The organism is Flavobacterium sp. (genome assembly GCF_040379285.1).
Taxonomy (GTDB): Bacteria; Bacteroidota; Bacteroidia; order Flavobacteriales; family Flavobacteriaceae; genus Flavobacterium.
In genome coordinates this window covers 43,974-63,476 of sequence record NZ_JBEILJ010000006.1, presented here as the reverse complement: position 1 = coordinate 63,476, position 19,503 = coordinate 43,974, and the positions used below count along the sequence as shown (strand labels likewise).

Annotated in this window: 20 protein-coding genes; 15 read left to right on the top strand and 5 right to left on the bottom strand. The window is 43.4% G+C overall.

The window, feature by feature from the left end; all coding sequences use genetic code 11:
* The first annotated feature begins 107 nt into the window (after nucleotides 1–107).
* Together pruA and ABWO12_RS02655 are read left to right on the top strand one after the other, a co-directional pair.
* Nucleotides 108–1,736 (top strand): L-glutamate gamma-semialdehyde dehydrogenase, encoded by a 1,629-nt coding sequence (pruA, locus tag ABWO12_RS02660; RefSeq protein ID WP_353086980.1) that lies wholly within the window; start codon nucleotides 108–110, stop codon nucleotides 1,734–1,736.
* A gap of 106 nt (nucleotides 1,737–1,842) precedes the next feature.
* Entirely contained in the window at nucleotides 1,843–4,113 is a 2,271-nt protein-coding gene (locus tag ABWO12_RS02655) for a T9SS type A sorting domain-containing protein (RefSeq protein ID WP_353086979.1), read from the top strand.
* Nucleotides 4,114–4,145: 32 nt separating this feature from the next.
* On the opposite strand, the gene rsmG is transcribed toward ABWO12_RS02655, so the two are convergent.
* Entirely contained in the window at nucleotides 4,146–4,775 is a 630-nt protein-coding gene (rsmG, locus tag ABWO12_RS02650) for a 16S rRNA (guanine(527)-N(7))-methyltransferase RsmG (RefSeq protein WP_353086977.1), read from the bottom strand.
* A gap of 111 nt (nucleotides 4,776–4,886) precedes the next feature.
* On the opposite strand from rsmG, the gene ABWO12_RS02645 reads away from it, so the two are divergent.
* The 5 genes from ABWO12_RS02645 to ABWO12_RS02625 all read left to right on the top strand — a co-directional run bounded on the left by ABWO12_RS02645 (nucleotide 4,887) and on the right by ABWO12_RS02625 (nucleotide 9,465).
* On the top strand, nucleotides 4,887–5,981 hold the full coding sequence (locus ABWO12_RS02645; RefSeq protein ID WP_353086975.1) for a fatty acid desaturase family protein: 1,095 nt from the start codon (nucleotides 4,887–4,889) through the stop codon (nucleotides 5,979–5,981).
* 45 nt (nucleotides 5,982–6,026) lie between these two features.
* Complete coding sequence (locus ABWO12_RS02640) at nucleotides 6,027–7,211, top strand: pyridoxal phosphate-dependent aminotransferase (protein WP_353086973.1); 1,185 nt, start codon at nucleotides 6,027–6,029, stop codon at nucleotides 7,209–7,211.
* A gap of 179 nt (nucleotides 7,212–7,390) precedes the next feature.
* Complete coding sequence (gene purT, locus ABWO12_RS02635) at nucleotides 7,391–8,557, top strand: formate-dependent phosphoribosylglycinamide formyltransferase (RefSeq protein ID WP_353086971.1); 1,167 nt, start codon at nucleotides 7,391–7,393, stop codon at nucleotides 8,555–8,557.
* A gap of 3 nt (nucleotides 8,558–8,560) precedes the next feature.
* Entirely contained in the window at nucleotides 8,561–8,887 is a 327-nt protein-coding gene (locus ABWO12_RS02630) for a DUF6370 family protein (protein WP_353086969.1), read from the top strand.
* A gap of 2 nt (nucleotides 8,888–8,889) precedes the next feature.
* Nucleotides 8,890–9,465, top strand: coding sequence for a Crp/Fnr family transcriptional regulator (locus tag ABWO12_RS02625; RefSeq protein ID WP_353086968.1), 576 nt, complete (start codon nucleotides 8,890–8,892; stop codon nucleotides 9,463–9,465).
* Nucleotides 9,466–9,663: 198 nt separating this feature from the next.
* On the opposite strand, the gene ABWO12_RS02620 is transcribed toward ABWO12_RS02625, so the two are convergent.
* Together ABWO12_RS02620 and ABWO12_RS02615 are read right to left on the bottom strand one after the other, a co-directional pair.
* Complete coding sequence (locus tag ABWO12_RS02620; RefSeq protein ID WP_353086966.1) at nucleotides 9,664–9,957, bottom strand: type II toxin-antitoxin system RelE/ParE family toxin; 294 nt, start codon at nucleotides 9,955–9,957, stop codon at nucleotides 9,664–9,666.
* The gene (locus ABWO12_RS02615; protein ID WP_353086964.1) at nucleotides 9,957–10,199 is read right to left on the bottom strand and encodes a type II toxin-antitoxin system ParD family antitoxin; all 243 of its coding nucleotides are present in this window, start codon (nucleotides 10,197–10,199) and stop codon (nucleotides 9,957–9,959) included. The genes ABWO12_RS02620 and ABWO12_RS02615 overlap by 1 nt, the downstream gene beginning before the upstream one ends.
* Nucleotides 10,200–10,407: 208 nt before the next feature.
* Between ABWO12_RS02615 and ABWO12_RS02610 the strand changes: the two genes are divergently transcribed.
* From ABWO12_RS02610 to ABWO12_RS02585, 6 genes are all read left to right on the top strand, one after another.
* Nucleotides 10,408–11,136, top strand: a complete 729-nt coding sequence (locus ABWO12_RS02610; protein ID WP_353086963.1) for a pirin family protein — start codon at nucleotides 10,408–10,410, stop codon at nucleotides 11,134–11,136.
* Nucleotides 11,137–11,303: 167 nt separating this feature from the next.
* Nucleotides 11,304–11,516, top strand: a complete 213-nt coding sequence (locus tag ABWO12_RS02605; RefSeq protein ID WP_353086961.1) for a putative antibiotic biosynthesis monooxygenase — start codon at nucleotides 11,304–11,306, stop codon at nucleotides 11,514–11,516.
* A 2-nt stretch (nucleotides 11,517–11,518) separates the two neighbouring features.
* Nucleotides 11,519–12,043, top strand: coding sequence for an NADPH-dependent FMN reductase (locus ABWO12_RS02600; protein WP_353086959.1), 525 nt, complete (start codon nucleotides 11,519–11,521; stop codon nucleotides 12,041–12,043).
* Nucleotides 12,044–12,105: 62 nt separating this feature from the next.
* Nucleotides 12,106–12,978, top strand: coding sequence for an ACP S-malonyltransferase (gene fabD, locus ABWO12_RS02595; RefSeq protein WP_353086957.1), 873 nt, complete (start codon nucleotides 12,106–12,108; stop codon nucleotides 12,976–12,978).
* A gap of 2 nt (nucleotides 12,979–12,980) precedes the next feature.
* Nucleotides 12,981–13,241: a hypothetical protein gene (locus ABWO12_RS02590; protein ID WP_073365498.1), complete on the top strand. Its 261-nt coding sequence runs from the start codon at nucleotides 12,981–12,983 to the stop codon at nucleotides 13,239–13,241.
* Nucleotides 13,242–13,418: 177 nt separating this feature from the next.
* On the top strand, nucleotides 13,419–13,685 hold the full coding sequence (locus ABWO12_RS02585; protein ID WP_353086954.1) for a hypothetical protein: 267 nt from the start codon (nucleotides 13,419–13,421) through the stop codon (nucleotides 13,683–13,685).
* Nucleotides 13,686–13,745: 60 nt separating this feature from the next.
* On the opposite strand, the gene galE is transcribed toward ABWO12_RS02585, so the two are convergent.
* Complete coding sequence (gene galE / locus ABWO12_RS02580) at nucleotides 13,746–14,759, bottom strand: UDP-glucose 4-epimerase GalE (RefSeq protein ID WP_353086952.1); 1,014 nt, start codon at nucleotides 14,757–14,759, stop codon at nucleotides 13,746–13,748.
* A 14-nt stretch (nucleotides 14,760–14,773) separates the two neighbouring features.
* Nucleotides 14,774–15,901: a DegT/DnrJ/EryC1/StrS family aminotransferase gene (locus ABWO12_RS02575; RefSeq protein ID WP_353086951.1), complete on the bottom strand. Its 1,128-nt coding sequence runs from the start codon at nucleotides 15,899–15,901 to the stop codon at nucleotides 14,774–14,776.
* A gap of 177 nt (nucleotides 15,902–16,078) precedes the next feature.
* On the opposite strand from ABWO12_RS02575, the gene ABWO12_RS02570 reads away from it, so the two are divergent.
* Nucleotides 16,079–17,344: a 3-deoxy-D-manno-octulosonic acid transferase gene (locus ABWO12_RS02570; RefSeq protein WP_353086949.1), complete on the top strand. Its 1,266-nt coding sequence runs from the start codon at nucleotides 16,079–16,081 to the stop codon at nucleotides 17,342–17,344.
* Entirely contained in the window at nucleotides 17,331–19,502 is a 2,172-nt protein-coding gene (locus tag ABWO12_RS02565) for a S46 family peptidase (protein WP_353086947.1), read from the top strand. The genes ABWO12_RS02570 and ABWO12_RS02565 overlap by 14 nt, the downstream gene beginning before the upstream one ends.
* The last annotated feature ends 1 nt before the right edge of the window (nucleotide 19,503 follow it).

The following is a 19,503-nucleotide window of genomic DNA, read 5'->3' as shown; positions in this document are numbered from 1 at the left end:
CGATTCCTTATTTATCACCAAAACCTTTGTATTTTTGCGAAAGGGTAACGCATTCGTAAAAAGCACCCCTATTTTTTTTCTATTGTTCAATTTTTAAATCCATCACCATGCCTAAAGGATTTTTTAATGTCCCCAAAGCGGTTAACGAACCCGTAAAAGCATACACCCCCAATTCCCCTGAAAAAGCAGCTGTGCTTGCCGCATATCAAAAAATGTGGAACGAAACGATTGATGTGCCTATGTACATTGGTAGTCAAAAAGTTCGAACAGGAAATACGCGAACCCTATCGGCACCGCACGATCATCAACATATTGTAGGTACCTACCATTTGGGCGAAGCTACGCATGTTACACAAGCGATAGATGCCGCCTTGGAAGCCCGAAAAAAATGGACCAACATGCCTTGGGAGCACCGCGCTGCCATCTTTTTAAAAGCCGCCGAATTGATTGCAGGTCCCTACCGTGCACGCATCAATGCAGCGACGATGATTGCACAATCTAAAACGATTTTTCAAGCCGAAATTGATGCCGCTTGTGAGTTAATTGACTTCTTGCGCTATAATGTGGAGTTTATGACGCAAATCTACAGCGACCAACCCACTTCGGTATCCGACATTTGGAACCGTGTGGAATACCGTCCGCTAGAGGGATTTGTGTACGCGATTACACCGTTTAATTTTACAGCTATTGCAGCCAATCTTCCTGCCAGTGCCGCCTTAATGGGGAATACCGTAGTTTGGAAACCCAGCGACAGTCAGGTGTTTTCGGCCAAAGTAATTATTGATGTTTTCCAAGAAGCAGGTGTCCCTGATGGGGTAATCAACGTGATTTTTGGCGACCCCATTATGATCACCGATATTGTTTTGAAACACCCTGATTTTGCTGGCGTACACTACACCGGTTCAACCTTTGTATTTAAAGAAATTTGGAAAAAAATTGGCGAAAATATCCACACCTACAAAACTTATCCCCGTATTGTTGGAGAAACGGGTGGTAAAGACTTTGTTTTGGCCCATCCTTCAGCCGATGTAAAACAAGTTGTGGCCAATACCATTCGTGGTGCTTTTGAATTTCAGGGACAAAAATGTAGTGCGGCTTCCCGGGCGTATTTCCCAAAATCTTTGTGGCCGGCGATTAAAGAAGAAATGGAAAAAGAATTGGCTTCCATAAAAATGGGTTCGCCTGAAGATTTTTCCAACTTTGTCACTGCAGTCATTCATGAAGGGTCGTTTGATAAACTCGTTTCCTACATCGAGCAAGCTAAACAAGATGCCGATGCTGAGATACTTTTTGGGGGGAACTACGACAAATCGGTGGGGTACTTTATCCAGCCCACGGTGATTTTGACAACCAATCCAAAATACAAAACGATGGAAACCGAGTTGTTCGGCCCCGTATTAACGGTGTATATATATAAAGATGCCGATTGGAAAGATACCTTAACGCTGATCGATCAAACGTCGGAATATGCCTTGACGGGTGCTATTTTTAGCCAAGATCGTTACGCTATTGTAGAAGCCACTCAAGCGTTAGAAAATAGTGCTGGGAACTTCTACATCAACGACAAACCCACAGGAGCAGTTGTGGGTATGCAACCGTTTGGTGGAGCTAGAGCTTCAGGAACCAATGATAAAGCGGGATCGATGCAAAATTTATTGCGTTGGGTTTCGCCGCGTACCATCAAAGAAACCTTTGTCACGCCAGCAAACTATCGTTATCCGTTTTTGGGCGAATAGTTTTACAACGCTCATCGTATACAAATCCGGTTCTACCTAAGAATCGGATTTTTTTATTCGCTTGATTATGAATTTTTTGTACATTCGGAAATCAAAATCCTAACACATGAATCAAACATTACGCATTTTCGTTTTGGGCTTATGGGGGATGACCCTACACGCGCAAGAAGCTGCTTACGATCTATTGAAATCCGATACCCAAACCCATATCCTCATCGACCGGGTATGGTGTCATTCAAAAATCAAAGAACAAGCGCCCAACACACTCAACGCCTCACTTTTTAAACAAATTTACAGCGAACTCCAACGGGCAGATTTTGACCAGCGCTTGCCCAATCTTTCGGTGTGGGAAACCCAAAGAGCGCTTGGAATTGCGCATCAAGAAATTCCCCTTGCTCTTTTGGACGCCGATTTTGAATCCATCCCACAAAGCCAATATGTCAACTTGCAAAAAAACAGCCAAGGGCAATGGTTGGCCAAAGGAAATGCCAACTATTTACAACAACACCATTTTACAGGTGTAGCACCAATAATGGCTACTTCTCGCACCAATGCAGTAACATTTACGCTCCCTGAACATTTGGTGTTTAGCACTTCCAAAACGTTTGCTTCATTGGTACTTACTTTGGAAAACGGCAGTACTTTTTCCCTACAAAAAGGACAAAAAATACCGATTACCTTTCCCCGAAGTGGGCAACATACGGTAGAAGTCTCCCTTCAATTTACCGACGGAAGTCAGTCACAGAGCCGTTTTACCTTTACCACGGAAGGACAAGTGTACGGTAAAAGCAATGGTTTTACTGTTGTTCCCAACGTGGTCAATACGATAAATTCGACGCTTACCTATCAAGGATTTGGAGAAACTGCTCCTTTTGCCAGTCGTGGGGAATACGAACTTTTTTTGGACACCACCAATGGTATTTTGGACAAACCCATTATTCTTGTCGATGGTTTTGACCCCGGCGACACCCGAAATACAACCGCTATTTACAATCAATTAACGTATGGTGTGGGACAAAATATGGCCGATGATTTACGCGCCTTAGGGTTTGATGTCATAGTGCTCAACTTCCCCAATTATGTCCGTCCGAATAGCACGACAACGGTCGATGGCGGTGTGGACTTTATCCAGCGCAATGCCTTTGTGTTGGTCGAACTCTTGCAGCAAATCAATGCGCAGAAAGTTGGAAACGAGCAAAATGTAGTGATCGGACCCAGCATGGGAGGACTGATTTCACGTTATGCGCTGCGGTATATGGAAATGAATAGCTTAAGTCACGACACCCGTTTGTACATTTCGTTTGACTCGCCCCATCTAGGCGCCAATGTTCCGATTGGCTTTCAACATTTGTTCAACTATATGGCGTTTGGTCCTTTGGGCGACACCTCCATGCAGGCTATTGTCAACGGGATGTTGAAGAGTCCCGCTGCGCGTCAGATGTTGATTGACCATTTGGAGGGTCACTTGCAAGCAGGAAGTGCTTTTGAGTTCATGACGACTACCAATGCTTTATTGCCAACGGGGGCACCCAACTTTCGGGATGCCTTTCAAAACGAACTCAACACGATGGGATTCCCCACTACGGTGCGCAATGTTGCCATCGCCAACGGGGCGGGCAATGGAACGATGACAGGCACACCCGATATGGTCGTCATGGACCATACGTTTAACCAAAGTAGCTCCCAACGGGCCATTATCAACTTACGCTTTACGCCGGCTGCAGGTCAAACCAACCAAGTGAGCCGTTTCCGTGGACAGACCTTTATCCTTTTTGGTTGGGTCACCTTATTGGAAAGCTTAGCCAACTGCCGTTATCCTGCTACCACGGCTGGATTGGATTCGGCGCCTGGGGGCCGTTTTGACATGTCGGGATTGGCTACAGGAGCTCCGGGCAACACCTTGATTACGGAGTTTATGGATAATTTGGAGATTCAATTTTTTGATTTTATTCCCACATTAAGCGCCTTGGCCGTTTCCAATCCCAATTGGTATAGTTCGATTACAACCAACACGGTCACCCCTTTTGTCAATTACCATGTACCCAATGTGAATGAAAATCACGTCACCTTAACGCCGACCAACCAACTTTTTGCTTACAACGAAATTGTACAAGGACAGTTGGGATTGAACTCCGTTGCGATAGCGCAACTTCAGGTAAAAAATCCGATAGGGAGTGTATTGGAACTCTATGCTCCAACAGAAGTCATAGCCTCGACCTTGCAGCTTACCGATATGACAGGAAAAACCATTTGGAAAGCTACGTTGGACACCTTTTCGGGTATGATAGGCATTCCGATGGATCTTACTGCTGGCGCCTATCTTTTGACGTTGTCGAATGAATCGGAGAAAAAAACCTTTAAGCTGATTAAATCATAACCAAAAAGTCCCTTTTTAAGAGGGACTTTTTTTTAGGTTTTATACTTCAACGGAAGGTATACTACTTTTTTGGTTTCAAAAAACGGGTCTTCAAAATAGTCTGCTAAATCATACAGTACGGTGCGCTGAAATACTGCCAATTCCTCAGTTAAATCACCGCCTTTTAAATAAAGGATTCCATTGTCGAGCGGGTGTTTGGATTGCTTTTTTACTTTGCCGCGCACCCATTTTACAAAATCGGGCATGTTGGTAACGGCACGGCTCACAATGAAATCAAATTCTTCTTGCACATTCTCCGCGCGCATTTGGGCTGCTTTCACATTGGTCAACCCCAAAGCGGCAGCTACTTCTTGCACCACTTTTATCTTTTTACCAATGACATCAATCAAGTAAAATTGCGTATCGGGAAAAAGTATGGCCAACGGAATACCTGGAAATCCACCTCCTGTTCCTACATCCATCACCGAAGCGCCCTGTTGAAATTCCATGACCTTGGCAATCCCCAGCGAATGCAAGACATGTCGGGTGTACAACTCGTCAATGTCCTTTCGTGAAATCACGTTGATTTTAGCATTCCATTCGGTGTAAAGGGCCTGCAATTGTGCCAATTGATTGCGTTGATTTTCAGTAAGGTTAGGAAATTGCTTCCAAATTTCTTCCATGCATTGAATTTTGGACAAAGTTACGTTAAATCGTTAATAAAATATGAGCAATGTCAGGTTTGAAAAAATTATATTACTTAAATTTGAGGCAATATTTAAAATTTAGAATACATGGAAGCAGGAAGTCCTATCTTCTCCAAAAATGATCAATTAAAATTCTTCAGAACGCTCAACAAGCGCGTAAACGATTACTTCAAAGACAACAACCTCAGCCGCACTGGAAACTGGAAATTGCACCTGAAAACGATTGTAATGTTTTCAATTTTTCTCGTGCCTTACTTTTTTGTATTGGCCATGGATATGCCTTTTTGGATGTATCTTTTGCTCAACATCATCACCGGTATCGGGATGGCTGGTGTGGGTATGAACGTCATGCACGACGGGAATCACGGCTCGTATTCGGCCAAATCTTGGGTGAACAAAATTATGGGCGGCAGTATTTATATTTTGGCAGGGAATGTGTACAATTGGCAAGTGCAACACAATGTTTTACACCATACGTATACCAATATTTTGGGCCATGATGAGGACCTAGAAGCGGGACGTATTTTGCGCTTTACACGCGAAGCCAAATGGTATAAACACCACAAGTTTCAACATGTGTATTCCATCTTTTTATATGGATTGCTCACGTTCAACTGGGCCATTACTACCGACTTTTTGCAAATGAAACGCTACTTAGCCCGTAAACTTTCGTATGGCGATTTCAAAAGTCCTACCTTCCAATGGACTACCCTAATCATTACCAAAGTGATTTATTTCTCTATCTGGTTAGTAACCCCCATGGTGATGGGAATTACCTGGTGGAAAGTAATCTTAGGGTTCGCAGTAATGCATTATACCGCAGGTCTTATTTTAAGTATCGTATTCCAATTGGCCCACGTGGTGCATGAAACCCACAACCCCGTACCCAATGAAAATGGAGAAATCGAAAATACTTGGGCCATTCACCAATTGTATACTACGGCTAATTTCGCCCCAAAAAACTGGTTGGTGAATTATTATACAGGCGGTTTAAATCACCAAATTGAGCACCACATTTTTCCTAATATTAGTCACATTCATTACGGCAAAATTGCAGAAATCGTAAAACAAACGGCCAAAGAATGTAATCTTCCCTATTATGAGTTCAAAACCATGCGGGAGGCCGTGATTTCGCATTTTACCCACTTGAGGGAATTGGGCAAAAAACCCCAATTGGCTTAAATTTTAGGACTATCTTTGCCCGAAATCTCAAAACACAACACCCCTATGAATCCGTTATCCGACCGTATCAACAGTCTGACTACATCCCAAACCCTAGCGATGGCCGCCTTGGCACGCGAATTGAAAGCGCAAGGAAAAGACATCATCAGTTTAAGTTTGGGCGAACCCGATTTTAATACGCCCGATTTTATCAAAGCGGCTGCCAAAAAAGCCATTGATGAAAATTACAGTACCTACTCGCCTGTCGATGGGTACCTCGAACTAAAAGAAGCCATTTGCCGTAAGTTCAAGCGCGACAATAATCTGACCTATACTCCGGCGCAAATTGTGGTTTCTACAGGCGCCAAGCAGTCGTTGTACAACATTGCCCAAGTGATGATCAATCCGGGTGACGAAGTGATTCTTCCTGCACCGTATTGGGTTTCCTACGCCGAAATTATCAAAATCGCAGGCGGCATCCCGGTGGAAGTTCCTACGAGCGTGGAAAGCGATTTCAAAATTACACCCGAGCAATTGGCACACGCCATCACACCCAAAACCAAAATGATTTGGTACAGTTCGCCCTGTAACCCCAGCGGTTCGGTGTATAGCCGCGAAGAATTGACCGCGCTGTCGGAAATCATTCTACAACACGACAATCTTTACGTCGTTTCGGACGAAATCTACGAACATATCAACTTCTCGGGAACCTTCTGCAGCATTGCTTCGATTCCGGGGATGTTTGACCGCACGATAACCGTCAATGGTGTGGCCAAAGCTTTTGCCATGACCGGCTGGCGTATTGGCTATATCGGTGCCCCCGAAATCATTGCCAAAGCCTGTACCAAAATGCAAGGGCAAGTAACCAGTGGTGCCAACTCGATAGCCCAACGCGCTACAATTACCGCCGTCGAGGCCGATCCGAGTGTGTTAAACGACATGGTGGCCGCTTTCCAACGCCGTCGCGACTTAGTGGTCGGCTTGATCCAAGATATTCCCGGAATGAAAATCAACATTCCCGAAGGCGCCTTTTATGTTTTCCCCGATGTGTCGTCCTTTTTTGGAAAAACCTTGCGCGGAAAATTGATTCAAAACGCCGATGATTTCTCGATGTATTTGCTTTCCGAAGCCAATGTAGCCACAGTAACCGGCGACGCTTTCGGAAACCCCAACTGCATCCGTTTCTCCTACGCCACCAGCGAAGAGGTCCTTACCGAAGCCTTACGCCGCATCAAAGAAGCCCTAGCATAAACCCATAGCCTCAAGGAAACTTGGGGCTTTTTTTATTTTATTTTTTGGGCGTCCCCTTTCAGGTCGGGTGTTCCCTTGCAAGTCCGTTGCCTCCGTAAACTCCAGCATCCGGGCTTTCCAGTGCACCCCCTAACGCAACTTGAAATGAATGTTTCGCCTACCGTAACAAAATATACTGCATGAAAAAAAAGATTTTACTTTTAGGTTCCGGTGAACTCGGAAAAGAATTTGTCATCGCCGCCCAACGTATCGGACAAACCGTGATAGCGGTCGATAGCTACGAAAATGCACCCGCGATGCAAGTCGCCCACGGTTTTGAAGTCATCAACATGCTCGACGGTGCCGCCCTTGACGCAATCGTTGCCAAACACCAGCCTGATTTAATCGTTCCCGAAATCGAAGCCATTCGCACCGAGCGGTTTTACGACTATGAAGCGCAAGGCATAACGGTAGTTCCTTCTGCCAAAGCGGCCAACTTTACCATGAACCGCAAAGCCATTCGCGACTTGGCGGCTAAAGACCTAGGACTACGCACGGCCCACTACCGCTATGCGACCTCCGCTGCCGAATTGGAACAAGTCGTTGCCGAAGTAGGTATTCCGTGTGTGGTGAAGCCTTTAATGAGTTCGTCGGGCAAAGGCCAATCTACCATAAAATCTTCCGAGGATATTGCCAAAGCCTGGGCCTACGCCGTAGAAGGATCGCGTGGCGATGTGGTCGAAGTGATTGTGGAAGCCTTTGTGAACTTCCATTCGGAGATTACTTTACTCACCGTTACACAACATAACAATCCCACATTATTCTGTGCGCCTATTGGTCACCGTCAAGAACGCGGCGACTATCAAGAGAGTTGGCAACCTGCCCGCGTTTCCGACCGCGACTTGGCCGAAGCCCAAGATATGGCGCGTAAAGTTACCGAAGCCTTGGGTGGGGCAGGATTGTTTGGCGTCGAATTCTTCTTGACCGACGAAGGTGTCTATTTCTCTGAACTCTCCCCACGCCCGCATGATACGGGTATGGTGACGTTGGCGGGCACACAAAATTTCAACGAATTTGAATTACATTTACGGGCGGTGTTGGGTTTGCCTATTTTTGAAATCACCCAAGAAAAAGCAGGAGCAAGTGCGGTAGTTTTAGCGACAGCCAACTCTGAAAACCCTACCTACTCTGGTATTGCAACCGTGGCGGGTTTGCCTAAAACTGATTTTCGTATTTTTGGAAAACCCACTTCGCGACCCTACCGCAGAATGGGCGTAGTGTTGACCCACGATGTTTTAGCAACACCGATTGAGCAACTTGTTGAACGCGCGCAAGAAACGGCGCAAAAAATTACTGTAAATCCGTAAGCTATGAAAACTATCCTATTTACTTTTTGCTTGTTTGTTGTATCCTTCACTGCACAAGCGCAAGAACCCAAAGACCAACCCAAAACACAGTGGGTTGAAGTCTCCTGTGGGCAATGCCAATTTGGAATGAAAGACAAAAAAGGCTGTGATTTGGCGGTGCGCATTGATGGCAAATCCTATTTTGTAGAGGGAACCAAACTAGACGATCATGGTGATGCCCATGCGGAGGACGGATTCTGTTCGGCCATCCGTCAAGCGGAAGTCATTGGTGAAATCAAAGGCAACAGGTTTGTGGTGACCTATTTTAAATTACTTCCGTTGAAAAAATAAAGGTGTACTTACTTACCGAACATATCCAAAAACATGTTCGCCTCTCTCCCGAAGAGGCGGCATTGTTTTTGGCCCATACCGAAACCCGACGGTACAAAGCCAAATCAGTGCTGCAGCATGCGGGGACGGTGTGTACAGAAACCTATTTCATCACGTCGGGTTTGGTGCGGAGTTTTTACATCAACGACAATATTGTGGAGCACATTCTCCATTTTGCTTGCGAGGGTTGGTGGATTAGCGACATGTACAGTTTGTTCTCGGGCAAGCCAGGCGATTTGTTTATCGAAACGCTGGAAGACACCGAGGTCATTGTATTGCCCAAAACGCAGCAAGAACTCCTTTATCAAAAACTGCCCCAATTGGAACGGTATTTTCGCATATTGGCTGAAAATTCGTTGGTCGCCCATCAAGAGCGTTTACGAGACAACATGAGCCGCAGTGCCGAAGAGCGTTTTGAAAAATTTTGCAAACGCTACCCTTCCTTGATTCAGCGTGTTCCCCAAAAGCAGATTGCTTCGTACATTGGGGTTACCCCCGAGTTTTTTAGTAAGATGAAGGGAAAGATGGTTCGAAAATAAACCCTGATGGCGCGGATTTTCAATCCGTGCCCACCCAGTAGAAAGCAAAAACTACATTTAAATAGATGCGGTTTTACCTATTTTTGAAGAGTAATGTAAAAGCCAATTCTAATGTAATGGCACGGTTTGTAAATCCGCGCTAGCGGGCAGTTTACAGTGTACCGAATTCCGTAGACAGTTAACAAAGAGTAATGCGTATTACAGGTGGTTTTTTAAATCCATCATCCCATGTAAAATTCTAACTACTTCAATTTCATGTTTTGACACGATACTGTAAAAAATAAGATGTTGTCCTGATTTGTATCCAAGTATATTTTTTTCAACTATAGCATACGATTTTCCTAAGCTCGGTTGATTGGCTAATTCTTGGCACGAATCCATAAGTAAAGTGTAATAAATTTCTGCTTGTTTTTCAGACCACGATTCAACGGTATAGTTCCAAATATCACCTAAATCTTCAACGGCTTTATGGGTCAAATAAAACGTGGCCACTACTTTTTGCTTGATTTTAAATTTTCAAGATGTTTTTTGGGATCAAAGTCAACGGCTCTTCCGCTTTCCATTCCTTCATGAATTGCATTACGTAAAAGGGCTATGCGGTTTTCTTCTTCTTCTAATAGTCGAAGACCAGCACGAACTACTTCACTTGCGTTACTGAAACGACCTTTGGAAACCGTTGATTCGATGAAACTTTCAAAATGTTCACCTAAAGATATGGATGTGTTTCTTCCCATAATTCCTTCTTTTCTTGTAAAGTTACCAATTTTTGGTAATTAAACAACGTGTACCAAGAAATTCTTAGAAAACACACTTATTTTAATAGAATTTACTAGAAATCGTTACTCAAATAAAACCCCAAAAACTTTTCTTAACCTAGATTAAGTAATCCAATCTTGGACTCAACCTACCTTTGTATCGTAAGAATCATTAAATTTAAACAATATGAAAAATACAGTTATCCATACATCAAACACCCGTGGTTATGCGAATCACGGTTGGTTAGAAGCTCGTCATACTTTTAGCTTTGCGGGCTATTACGATCCCAATCGCGTTCAGTTTGGCGTATTGCGTGTGTTAAACGATGATATTGTAGCCGGTGGTATGGGCTTTGGAACGCATCCGCACGACAATATGGAAATCATTACGATTCCGCTGGAAGGCGATTTGGCCCACAAAGACAGCATGAACAATGCCGAAACCATCAAGTTTGGCGATGTACAGGTGATGAGTGCAGGAACCGGAATTCAGCATAGTGAGTTCAACCCCAATCATGACCGTCGCACGAATTTGTTGCAAATTTGGGTCTTCCCAAAATACCGTAATGTCGAACCCCGTTACCAACAAATTACTTTAAATGTGTCCGATCGCGAAGGGAAGTTCCAACAAATTTTATCCCCCAATGCCGACGATGAAGGCGTTTGGATTCACCAAGATGTTTGGTTCCACATGGGGAATTTCAAAGCGGGTGAAACAGCCCAATACACCTTAAAAAAAGAAGGCAACGGGTTGTATGTTTTTGTGATTAAAGGAGCATTAACCGTGGATGGTCAAGCGCTCGAACTTCGCGACGGTATGGGCATTTGGACAGATGACAACAGCTTGGCTACGGTTGATTTTCAAATGACAGAAGACACTGAATTGTTATTAATGGAAGTTCCCATGTTTCAATAAATAAGTGGTATGGAACCGATTGTACATCTCAAACAAAATCCGGAATGAGTCACGTTCGTTTCACGAAGCCTGATCTTCTCCGAAGTAATTGACGAAGCCATTCAAAAACGCTTGTTGCGCATTGCCGAAAAATGTCCTTCTGGGGCACTCACCTATTATTACAACAAATGAAACCACCCAAAAAATGGAAATTTGCACTCATGGTTTGGATTGCCATCTATCCTGCGATTACGTTGGCTTCCTATCTGTTGGGTGACTCCATCAAGGACTTGGCCTCGCCGATTCGCACTTTGATTATGACAGCTATTTTGGTGCCGCTCATGGTCTATGTTCTTTTGCCTATTTTACGAAAACTTTTTGGAGCTTGGCTCCACACCTAACCATGAAAAAAATTATTGCTTTTGGCGGTTCAACCAGCCAATCTTCGATCAACAAACAATTGGCGACCTATGCTGCCCATTTATTTTCCAATGCCGAAGTCGAAGTATTGGACTTAAACGATTACCCACTTCCGCTATTTTCGGTCGATTTGGAAAAAGAGGGAATCTCTCAGGCGGCGCATGATTTTTATGCAAAAATTGGCTCCGCCGACGTGCTTGTCGTTTCGTTAGCCGAACACAACGGGGCGTATTCGGCGGCATTTAAAAACCTTTTGGATTGGACTTCCCGCATTCAAAGTAAAAATTTCCAAAACAAACCAATGCTACTCATGGCCACCTCTCCTGGAGCGCGGGGCGGTGCCAGTGTGTTGGAAATTGCAAAAAACCGTTTCCCTTTTCAAGGCGCACAGGTAAAAGGCACTTTTTCCTTACCCAGTTTTTATGAAAATTTTGATGTAAACAACGGAATCATCCAACCCGAATACAAAGCCCAATTGGAGGCGATTGTTCGCGGCATCGAATTCTAATCAGGGCCCGTATTTTTTTGTATTTTTGTTGCCAAGACATTAATTAATACCCGATACATACTATGAAAGCATACGTTTTCCCTGGCCAAGGGGCTCAATTTACCGGAATGGGTAAAGACTTATATGAACATTCTGCCGTAGCGCGGGAGTTGTTTGAAAAAGCCAATGAAATTTTGGGTTTCCGTATAACCGACATCATGTTTGAAGGAACCTCAGAACAATTGAAAGAAACCAAAGTAACCCAGCCCGCAGTATTTTTGCATTCGGTGATTTTGGCCAAAACCTTGGCGGATTTCCAACCCGAGATGGTAGCCGGTCATTCCTTAGGGGAATTTTCAGCCTTAGTGGCTAGCGGCGCTTTGTCGTTTGAAGACGGGTTAAAATTGGTTTCACAACGTGCCCTTGCCATGCAAAAAGCTTGTGAAATTACCCCTTCTACAATGGCGGCCGTATTGAACTTGGACGATAAAGTGGTCGAAGACATTTGTGCCTCTATTGAGGGGGTTGTGGTTGCTGCGAATTACAACTGTCCTGGGCAATTGGTGATTTCGGGCGAATTTAAAGCGGTGGAAGAAGCCTGTGAAAAAATGAAAGAAGCCGGGGCAAAACGCGCCTTATTATTGCCTGTAGGTGGTGCCTTTCACTCCCCTATGATGGAGCCTGCTCGCGAAGAATTGGCTGCCGCGATTGAAGCTACGCATTTTAATGACCCCATCTGTCCGGTGTATCAAAATGTACCGGCGAGTGCGGTGAGCGATCCAGCTACCATCAAACAAAATTTAATTACCCAATTGACCGCCCCTGTAAAATGGACGCAATCGGTGCAACAAATGATTGCCGACGGCGCCACTTCGTTTACAGAAGTAGGCCCTGGAAAAGTATTGGTAGGTTTGATCAATAAAATCAATAAAGAAGTAACCACAATTTCAGCATAATAATGAAAAAGATTGTATTCAGTGTTGCCACGCTACTACTATTGGTGGGGTGTAAAGAAACGACACAAGAGAAATTGGATGCCGCCAAGGAAGCCGTATCGCAAGAAGTAAAAGAAAAAGTGGATTCGGTCACCACCAAAACAGAAAAAGCGTTGGACTCGACTACAAAGAAAATCAAATCTAAAGTCGACACCCTACTGGTAAAAGGCGCTACGAAAGTAGAAGAAAAAGCCAAAGCGATTAAAGAAGGTGCCAAAAAGTAAATTTTTTAAACACATTAAACTCTTTTTAAACCCCCTATACAGGGGTTTTTTTATGGTCTGAAGTGTTAAAAATTAATTTTTTTTCGATTCTAGCGAGGCATCGTATTTTTTTGGCATTCGATTTGTAATATGGGGAATTAGTTCTTTTTATTTATTAATTCTTAATCCCTTAAAAAAATGAAAAAAGTAATGCTGAGCTTCGCTGTAATCGGAGCATTGATGGTGGTTTCTTGCGAGAAAAAAGCCGATGAAAAAGTAGTGTCTGAAACTGAAAAGATTGCAGATACTTTGGAAAAAGAGGCCGATACGGCAACTACAAAAATCGATGCTACGATTGAAGAAACCGGTGATGCCTTGAAAGCTGCTGGTGAAGAAGCCAAAGAAACTGTGAAAGAGGGGGCTGATAAAGCAACCACTGCCGCGAAAGAAGCTGTAAAAAAATAATTTACAGGCTAATTAGTTGTGAAAAAAAGAGGGCTTAGGCCCTTTTTGATTGTATACAGTTTATGATCTAATTTTCTGCTCCCACTTCCAAGCGCTAGCTAATGCCTCTTCCAATGTAGATTGTGCTTTCCATCCTAATACCGTATTGGCTTTGTCGGTATTGGCATACGCTTCCGTAATATCGCCTTCTCTGCGCCCTACAATTTGATAGTTTAAGGGTTTTCCGCTGACTTTTTCAAAGGTTTTAATCACCTCCAAAACCGAGCTTCCGGTACCCGTTCCCAAATTAAAGGTTTCCACTTTTTCGACATTTTTTTGGTGAAGTAACCGTTGTAACGCAACCACATGGGCTTTCGCCAAATCGACTACATGGATATAATCCCGAATGGCAGTTCCGTCGGGAGTAGGATAATCATCGCCAAAGACCGAAAGTTTTTCGCGAAGTCCTATAGCCGTTTGCGTAATAAAAGGCACAAGATTTTGAGGAACCCCCAAGGGTAATTCTCCAATCTCAGCCGTGGGATGCGATCCGATGGGGTTAAAATAGCGCAACAAAATAGCATTGATCCCGGTAACTTTTGCTGTATCGGTGATAATTTCCTCTCCGATTTGCTTGGTATTGCCATAGGGAGAAATGGCGGGTTGCACAGAAGCATCCTCCGTTATTGGCATTTGTTTGGCCTGACCATAGACAGTACATGATGAACTGAAAATAAAATTGGCTTGGGGAAGCGCTGCTAACGATTGCAACACATAAACCAAAGCATTAATGTTATTTTCATAATACAACAACGGATTTTCTACACTTTCGCCCACCGCTTTACTGGCCGCAAAATGAATCACTCCCAACACATCCTTATGCCGTTGGAAAAAATCTTGCACCGCTGCTTTCTCGCGCAAATCAATCTGTTCGAATACGGGTTTTTTCCCTGTAATTCGTTCAATTCCCTCCAAAACCTCAACCGAAGAATTGGATAAATTATCCAAGGCAATAACTTCAAACCCTTGATTTTGCAATTCTACAACGGTGTGTGACCCAATAAATCCTAAGCCACCAGTGACAACAATTTTCATGTACTTTCTATGATTTAAATAAATTCCAATATCGTTTCGGTAATAAAACGAATCTGTTCGTCATCGAGTTCGGTATGCATTGGCAGCGCAATAACTTCATCCACCAACTGATTGGTTACCGGAAAATCTTCCTCGTGGTAACGCGCATCCAAATACGCCTTTTGCCGGTGCAAAGGAATCGGATAGTAAATCGCACAGGGAATTCCTTTTTCTTGCAAATGCGCAAGTAAGGCATCGCGTTTCCCATTTAAAATGCGAATTACATATTGATGAAACACATGACAATCACAGTGGTCACAAATCGTTGGAACCCAAATATTCGGATTTGTAACTAGCGCCTCACTGTATTTTCTTGCGGCAGCTTGACGGGCTTTATTGTAGGTATCCAAATGGGGTAGCTTTGCTTTCAATACGGCCGCTTGAATACTATCCAGTCGCGAGTTGACACCGACCACATCGTGATGATACCGTACGTACATTCCGTGATTGACGATACCTCTTAGGGTATGCGCCAAGGCATCATCGTTGGTAAAAATCGCCCCACCATCGCCGTAACATCCTAAATTTTTGGAGGGGAAAAATGAGGTAGCCCCTACATGTCCGATGGTTCCAACTTTTCGTTTGATACCCTCCGCAGACGTGTAATCGGCACCAATAGCTTGGGCGTTATCTTCAATGACATACAAATTAAACTCTTTCGCAAGAGCCATAATCGCATCCATATTGGCCGCACGACCAAACAAGTGTACCGGAACTATCGCTTTGGTTTTGGGTGTTATCGCTTTACGAATTCCTTCCAAAGAAATATTCATGTTGTTGAGATCCACATCGACTAAAATCGGTGTCAATTGCAGCAACGCAATTACTTCAACGGTGGCTGCAAAGGTGAAATCGGCCGTTATAACCTCATCGCCAGGCTGCAAACCCAATCCCATCATCGCAATTTGCAATGCATCGGTTCCATTGGCACAAGGAATTACGTGCTTTACCCCCAAATAGGCCTCCAAATTGGATTGAAATTGATGTACTAGGGGACCGTTGATATAGGTAGTGGTATCTAAAACCTCTTGGATGGAAGCATTAACTTCCTCCTTTATTTTATCGTATTGACTTTTTAAGTCAACCATTTGTAATTTTTTCATAGGTGGTCTAAAAACGAAACAAAAGTACATAAAATCTCCTTGCCCTATACGACCACCCTTTTCTTTTTCGTTTTAAATTTTCGTAAAAATCCGACTACTTTTCGCATCGTTTAAGGCGTGAAAAACGCTACCTATCTTCAGCATTTTATTTGTATTTTAGCCCAGAAAATTTCAATAATGCGGTTTGCTTACTCCTTACTCATTCGCTTCGCGGCTTTAATTCTGCCGTTTTTGGCCCGTTTTAATGCCAAATTACAACGCTTTGTTGAGGGTAGAAAATCGGTGTGGCAAACTTTGGAAAAAGGATTACAAGGCCGCCAAAAAACTCTTTGGTTTCATGCAGCGTCTTTGGGGGAATATGAGCAAGGACTTCCTGTGATGGAAGTGTTGAAAGCGAAATACCCTGAGTATACGTTTGTGCTTACCTTTTTTTCGCCTTCAGGATATGAAGTACGGAAAAACAATAGTATCGCTGACATCACGGTATACCTCCCTTTGGACACTCCCGAAAATGCCCGTCGTTTTTTACAAACGGTTCAACCTGAAATGGCCTTTTTTATCAAATATGAATTTTGGCCCAATTACTTGAACCAATTGCGACAACAAGCCGTTCCCACCTATTTAATCTCAGGCGTGTTTAGACCCAATCAAGTGTTCTTCAAAGTGTATGGCGGATTTTACCGCAAGGCTTTGCGAACGTTTAGTCATTTTTTTGTTCAAAATGACGTTTCCAAAACCCTGCTACAATCCATTGGAATAAAGGCGGTTTCGGTTTCAGGCGATACGCGTTTTGATCGCGTGAATACCGTTTTACAACGCGACAATGCGCTTGATTTTATGGAAGAATTTACTCATGACGCCACTGTTATTGTTATTGGGAGTTCATGGCCTAAAGATGAAGAACTGTTGGCGCACTATATGAATGAAGCACCTGAGAACCTCAAGTTTGTCCTCGCTCCGCACAATATTAAAATTGAGCAACTGAATGCTTTTGAAACACAATTGAAGCGTCCTTCGGTTCGGTATTCACAACGAGATACAGTATCCCTGCAGGATTATTCCATTTTGATTGTGGATACGGTGGGACTCCTTACAAAAATTTACGCCTATGCCGATATCGCCTATGTGGGCGGAGGATTTGGTTATCCGGGCGTTCATAATGTTTTGGAACCTGCAACATTTGGTATTCCGATTGTGGTAGGACCGCATTACGATCATTTTGCGGAAGCCACTGCACTGGTTCATTTGGGGGGTTGCGTAAGTATTTCGAATGAATCGGAATTAAAAACGATACTCGATACTTGGGTTGCAAATACCATAGAACGCGAAGAAAAAGGCAAGCTTTGCGCTACCTTTATCCAAAAAAATACAGGAGCAACCGAACATATTGTTTCCTACATTACTACTAATTACAAACCTACGTTGACGCATGAAAAAATGTAAATTTCTATTTTTTGTACTTTTTTTAAGTTTTCAAGTCCTTGCCCAGCAAGGCGGAATGTGGTTGCCGTATCTACTCAAAGGCGACCGGGAAACGGAAATGAAAAATTTGGGGCTCAAATTGACCGCTGAACAAATTTACTCCCTCAACCAATCGAGTCTAAAAGATGCCGTTCCGCAATTTGACGGCGGCTGTACGGCTGAAGTAATTTCCAATCAAGGACTCATTTTAACCAACCATCACTGTGGTTTTGATGCAATTCAAAATCACTCCTCGGTAGCACACGATTACCTACGCGATGGATTTTGGGCCTACAGCTTAAAGGAGGAATTACCCAACCCCGACATGGTCGTTACGTTTGTAGTGCGTATAGAGGATGTGACTTCGAATGTACTCGCGGGTACGGAAAACATTACCAATGAAAAGGAAAAACAGAAAAAAATTCAACAAAATCTTTCCGAATTAACCAAAAACTTACCCAAAGAGAGTTGGCAAGAAAACTTGATTAAACCCTTCTATGATGGCAATCAGTACATTCGTTTTGTAACCGAAACGTTTAAAGATATTCGTCTGGTTGGAGCCCCGCCTAGCGCTATTGGGAAATTTGGTTCGGACACCGACAACTGGGTTTGGCCACGGCATACGGGGGATTTCTCTTTGTTCCGAATTTATGCCGACAAAAACAATCGTCCAGCTGCTTATGCCGCAGAGAACATTCCCTACACCCCAAAACATTTTTTCCCTATCTCCATAAAAGGGATTCGTGAAAATGATTTTACCATGGTGATGGGCTACCCCGGACGTACGCAAGAATACTTACCTTCGTATGCCGTTGAACAAATTATGAATACCTTAAATCCGGCCAAAATCGATGTGCGAGACGCTGCTTTGAAAATTCAGAACAGCTTCATGCGCAAAGATCAAGCGATTAAGATTCAATATGCCTCCAAGAATTCGAGTATTGCCAACTACTGGAAAAAATGGATTGGAGAGACGAAAGGCTTAAAAAAATCGAATGCCCTTGCCGCCAAAGAAGCGTTTGAAAAAGAATTGACTGAAAAAATCATCAAAGCTGAAAAACAGGGAGAATATGGAAATTTATTAGGTGATTTTAAAACCTACTACACTGAAATTCGCGATTATGCATTGGCACGCGACTTATTTACCGAAGTGGTGTTACGCAATACCGAATTGCTGCAGACAGGCTACAAACTAGTACAACTGGAGCAATTGTATCAAAACAAAGGAGAGCAAGCGTTTACCGAACGTAAAAATGTATTGTATAAAGGAATTGATGCCTTTTACAAAGATTATCATGCCCCGCTGGATAAAGCTGTTTTCGAACAATTAATCGCGTTGTATGCCCAACGTTTACCAAAGGCTTTTCTCCCTAGTGTGTTGGAAAATGTCGATGCAGCAAGCTTAACCAATGAAATATATTCCAGTTCAGCGCTAACGAATCTTGAAGGATTTCGAAAATTATTGGAGGGCGACACAGCTACCATTTTAGCCAATATGCGTCAAGATAAGGGCTACCAATTGGTCAAATCGATTACGGAAACGTATTTGAAATTAGTGGCACCCAAATGGGAAGAATGGAATGCAAAAATTGCCGCAACACAACGTAAATACATGAAAGCTATTGTCGAATTGAGTCCGAAATCAGCGCGCATATTCCCTGATGCCAATAGCACCTTACGCGTTACCTTTGGAAAGGTTAAAGGCTACAAACCTAGTGATGGGGTTTATTACGAACCGTTTACAACATTGGATGGCGTTATGGAAAAATACATTCCTGGGGATTACGAATTTGACGTTCCCGAGAAATTGATACAATTATACAATGCTAAGGATTTTGGACCGTATGCCAATAAACAAGGGAAAATGCCTGTGGCTTTCATTGCAACCAATCATACCACAGGGGGAAATTCGGGGAGTCCAGCGCTCGATGCTGAGGGGAATTTAATCGGTTGTAATTTTGATCGCGTTTGGGAAGGTACGATGAGTGATATTTACTATTCCCCCGAGATTTGTCGCAACATTATGGTGGACGCACGGTACATCTTATTTGTGATTGATAAATTTGCAAACGCTCAAAACATCATTAAAGAGCTGAAAATCATCACTCCGCAAACAAAAAATAAAAAGTCTAAAAAATAGA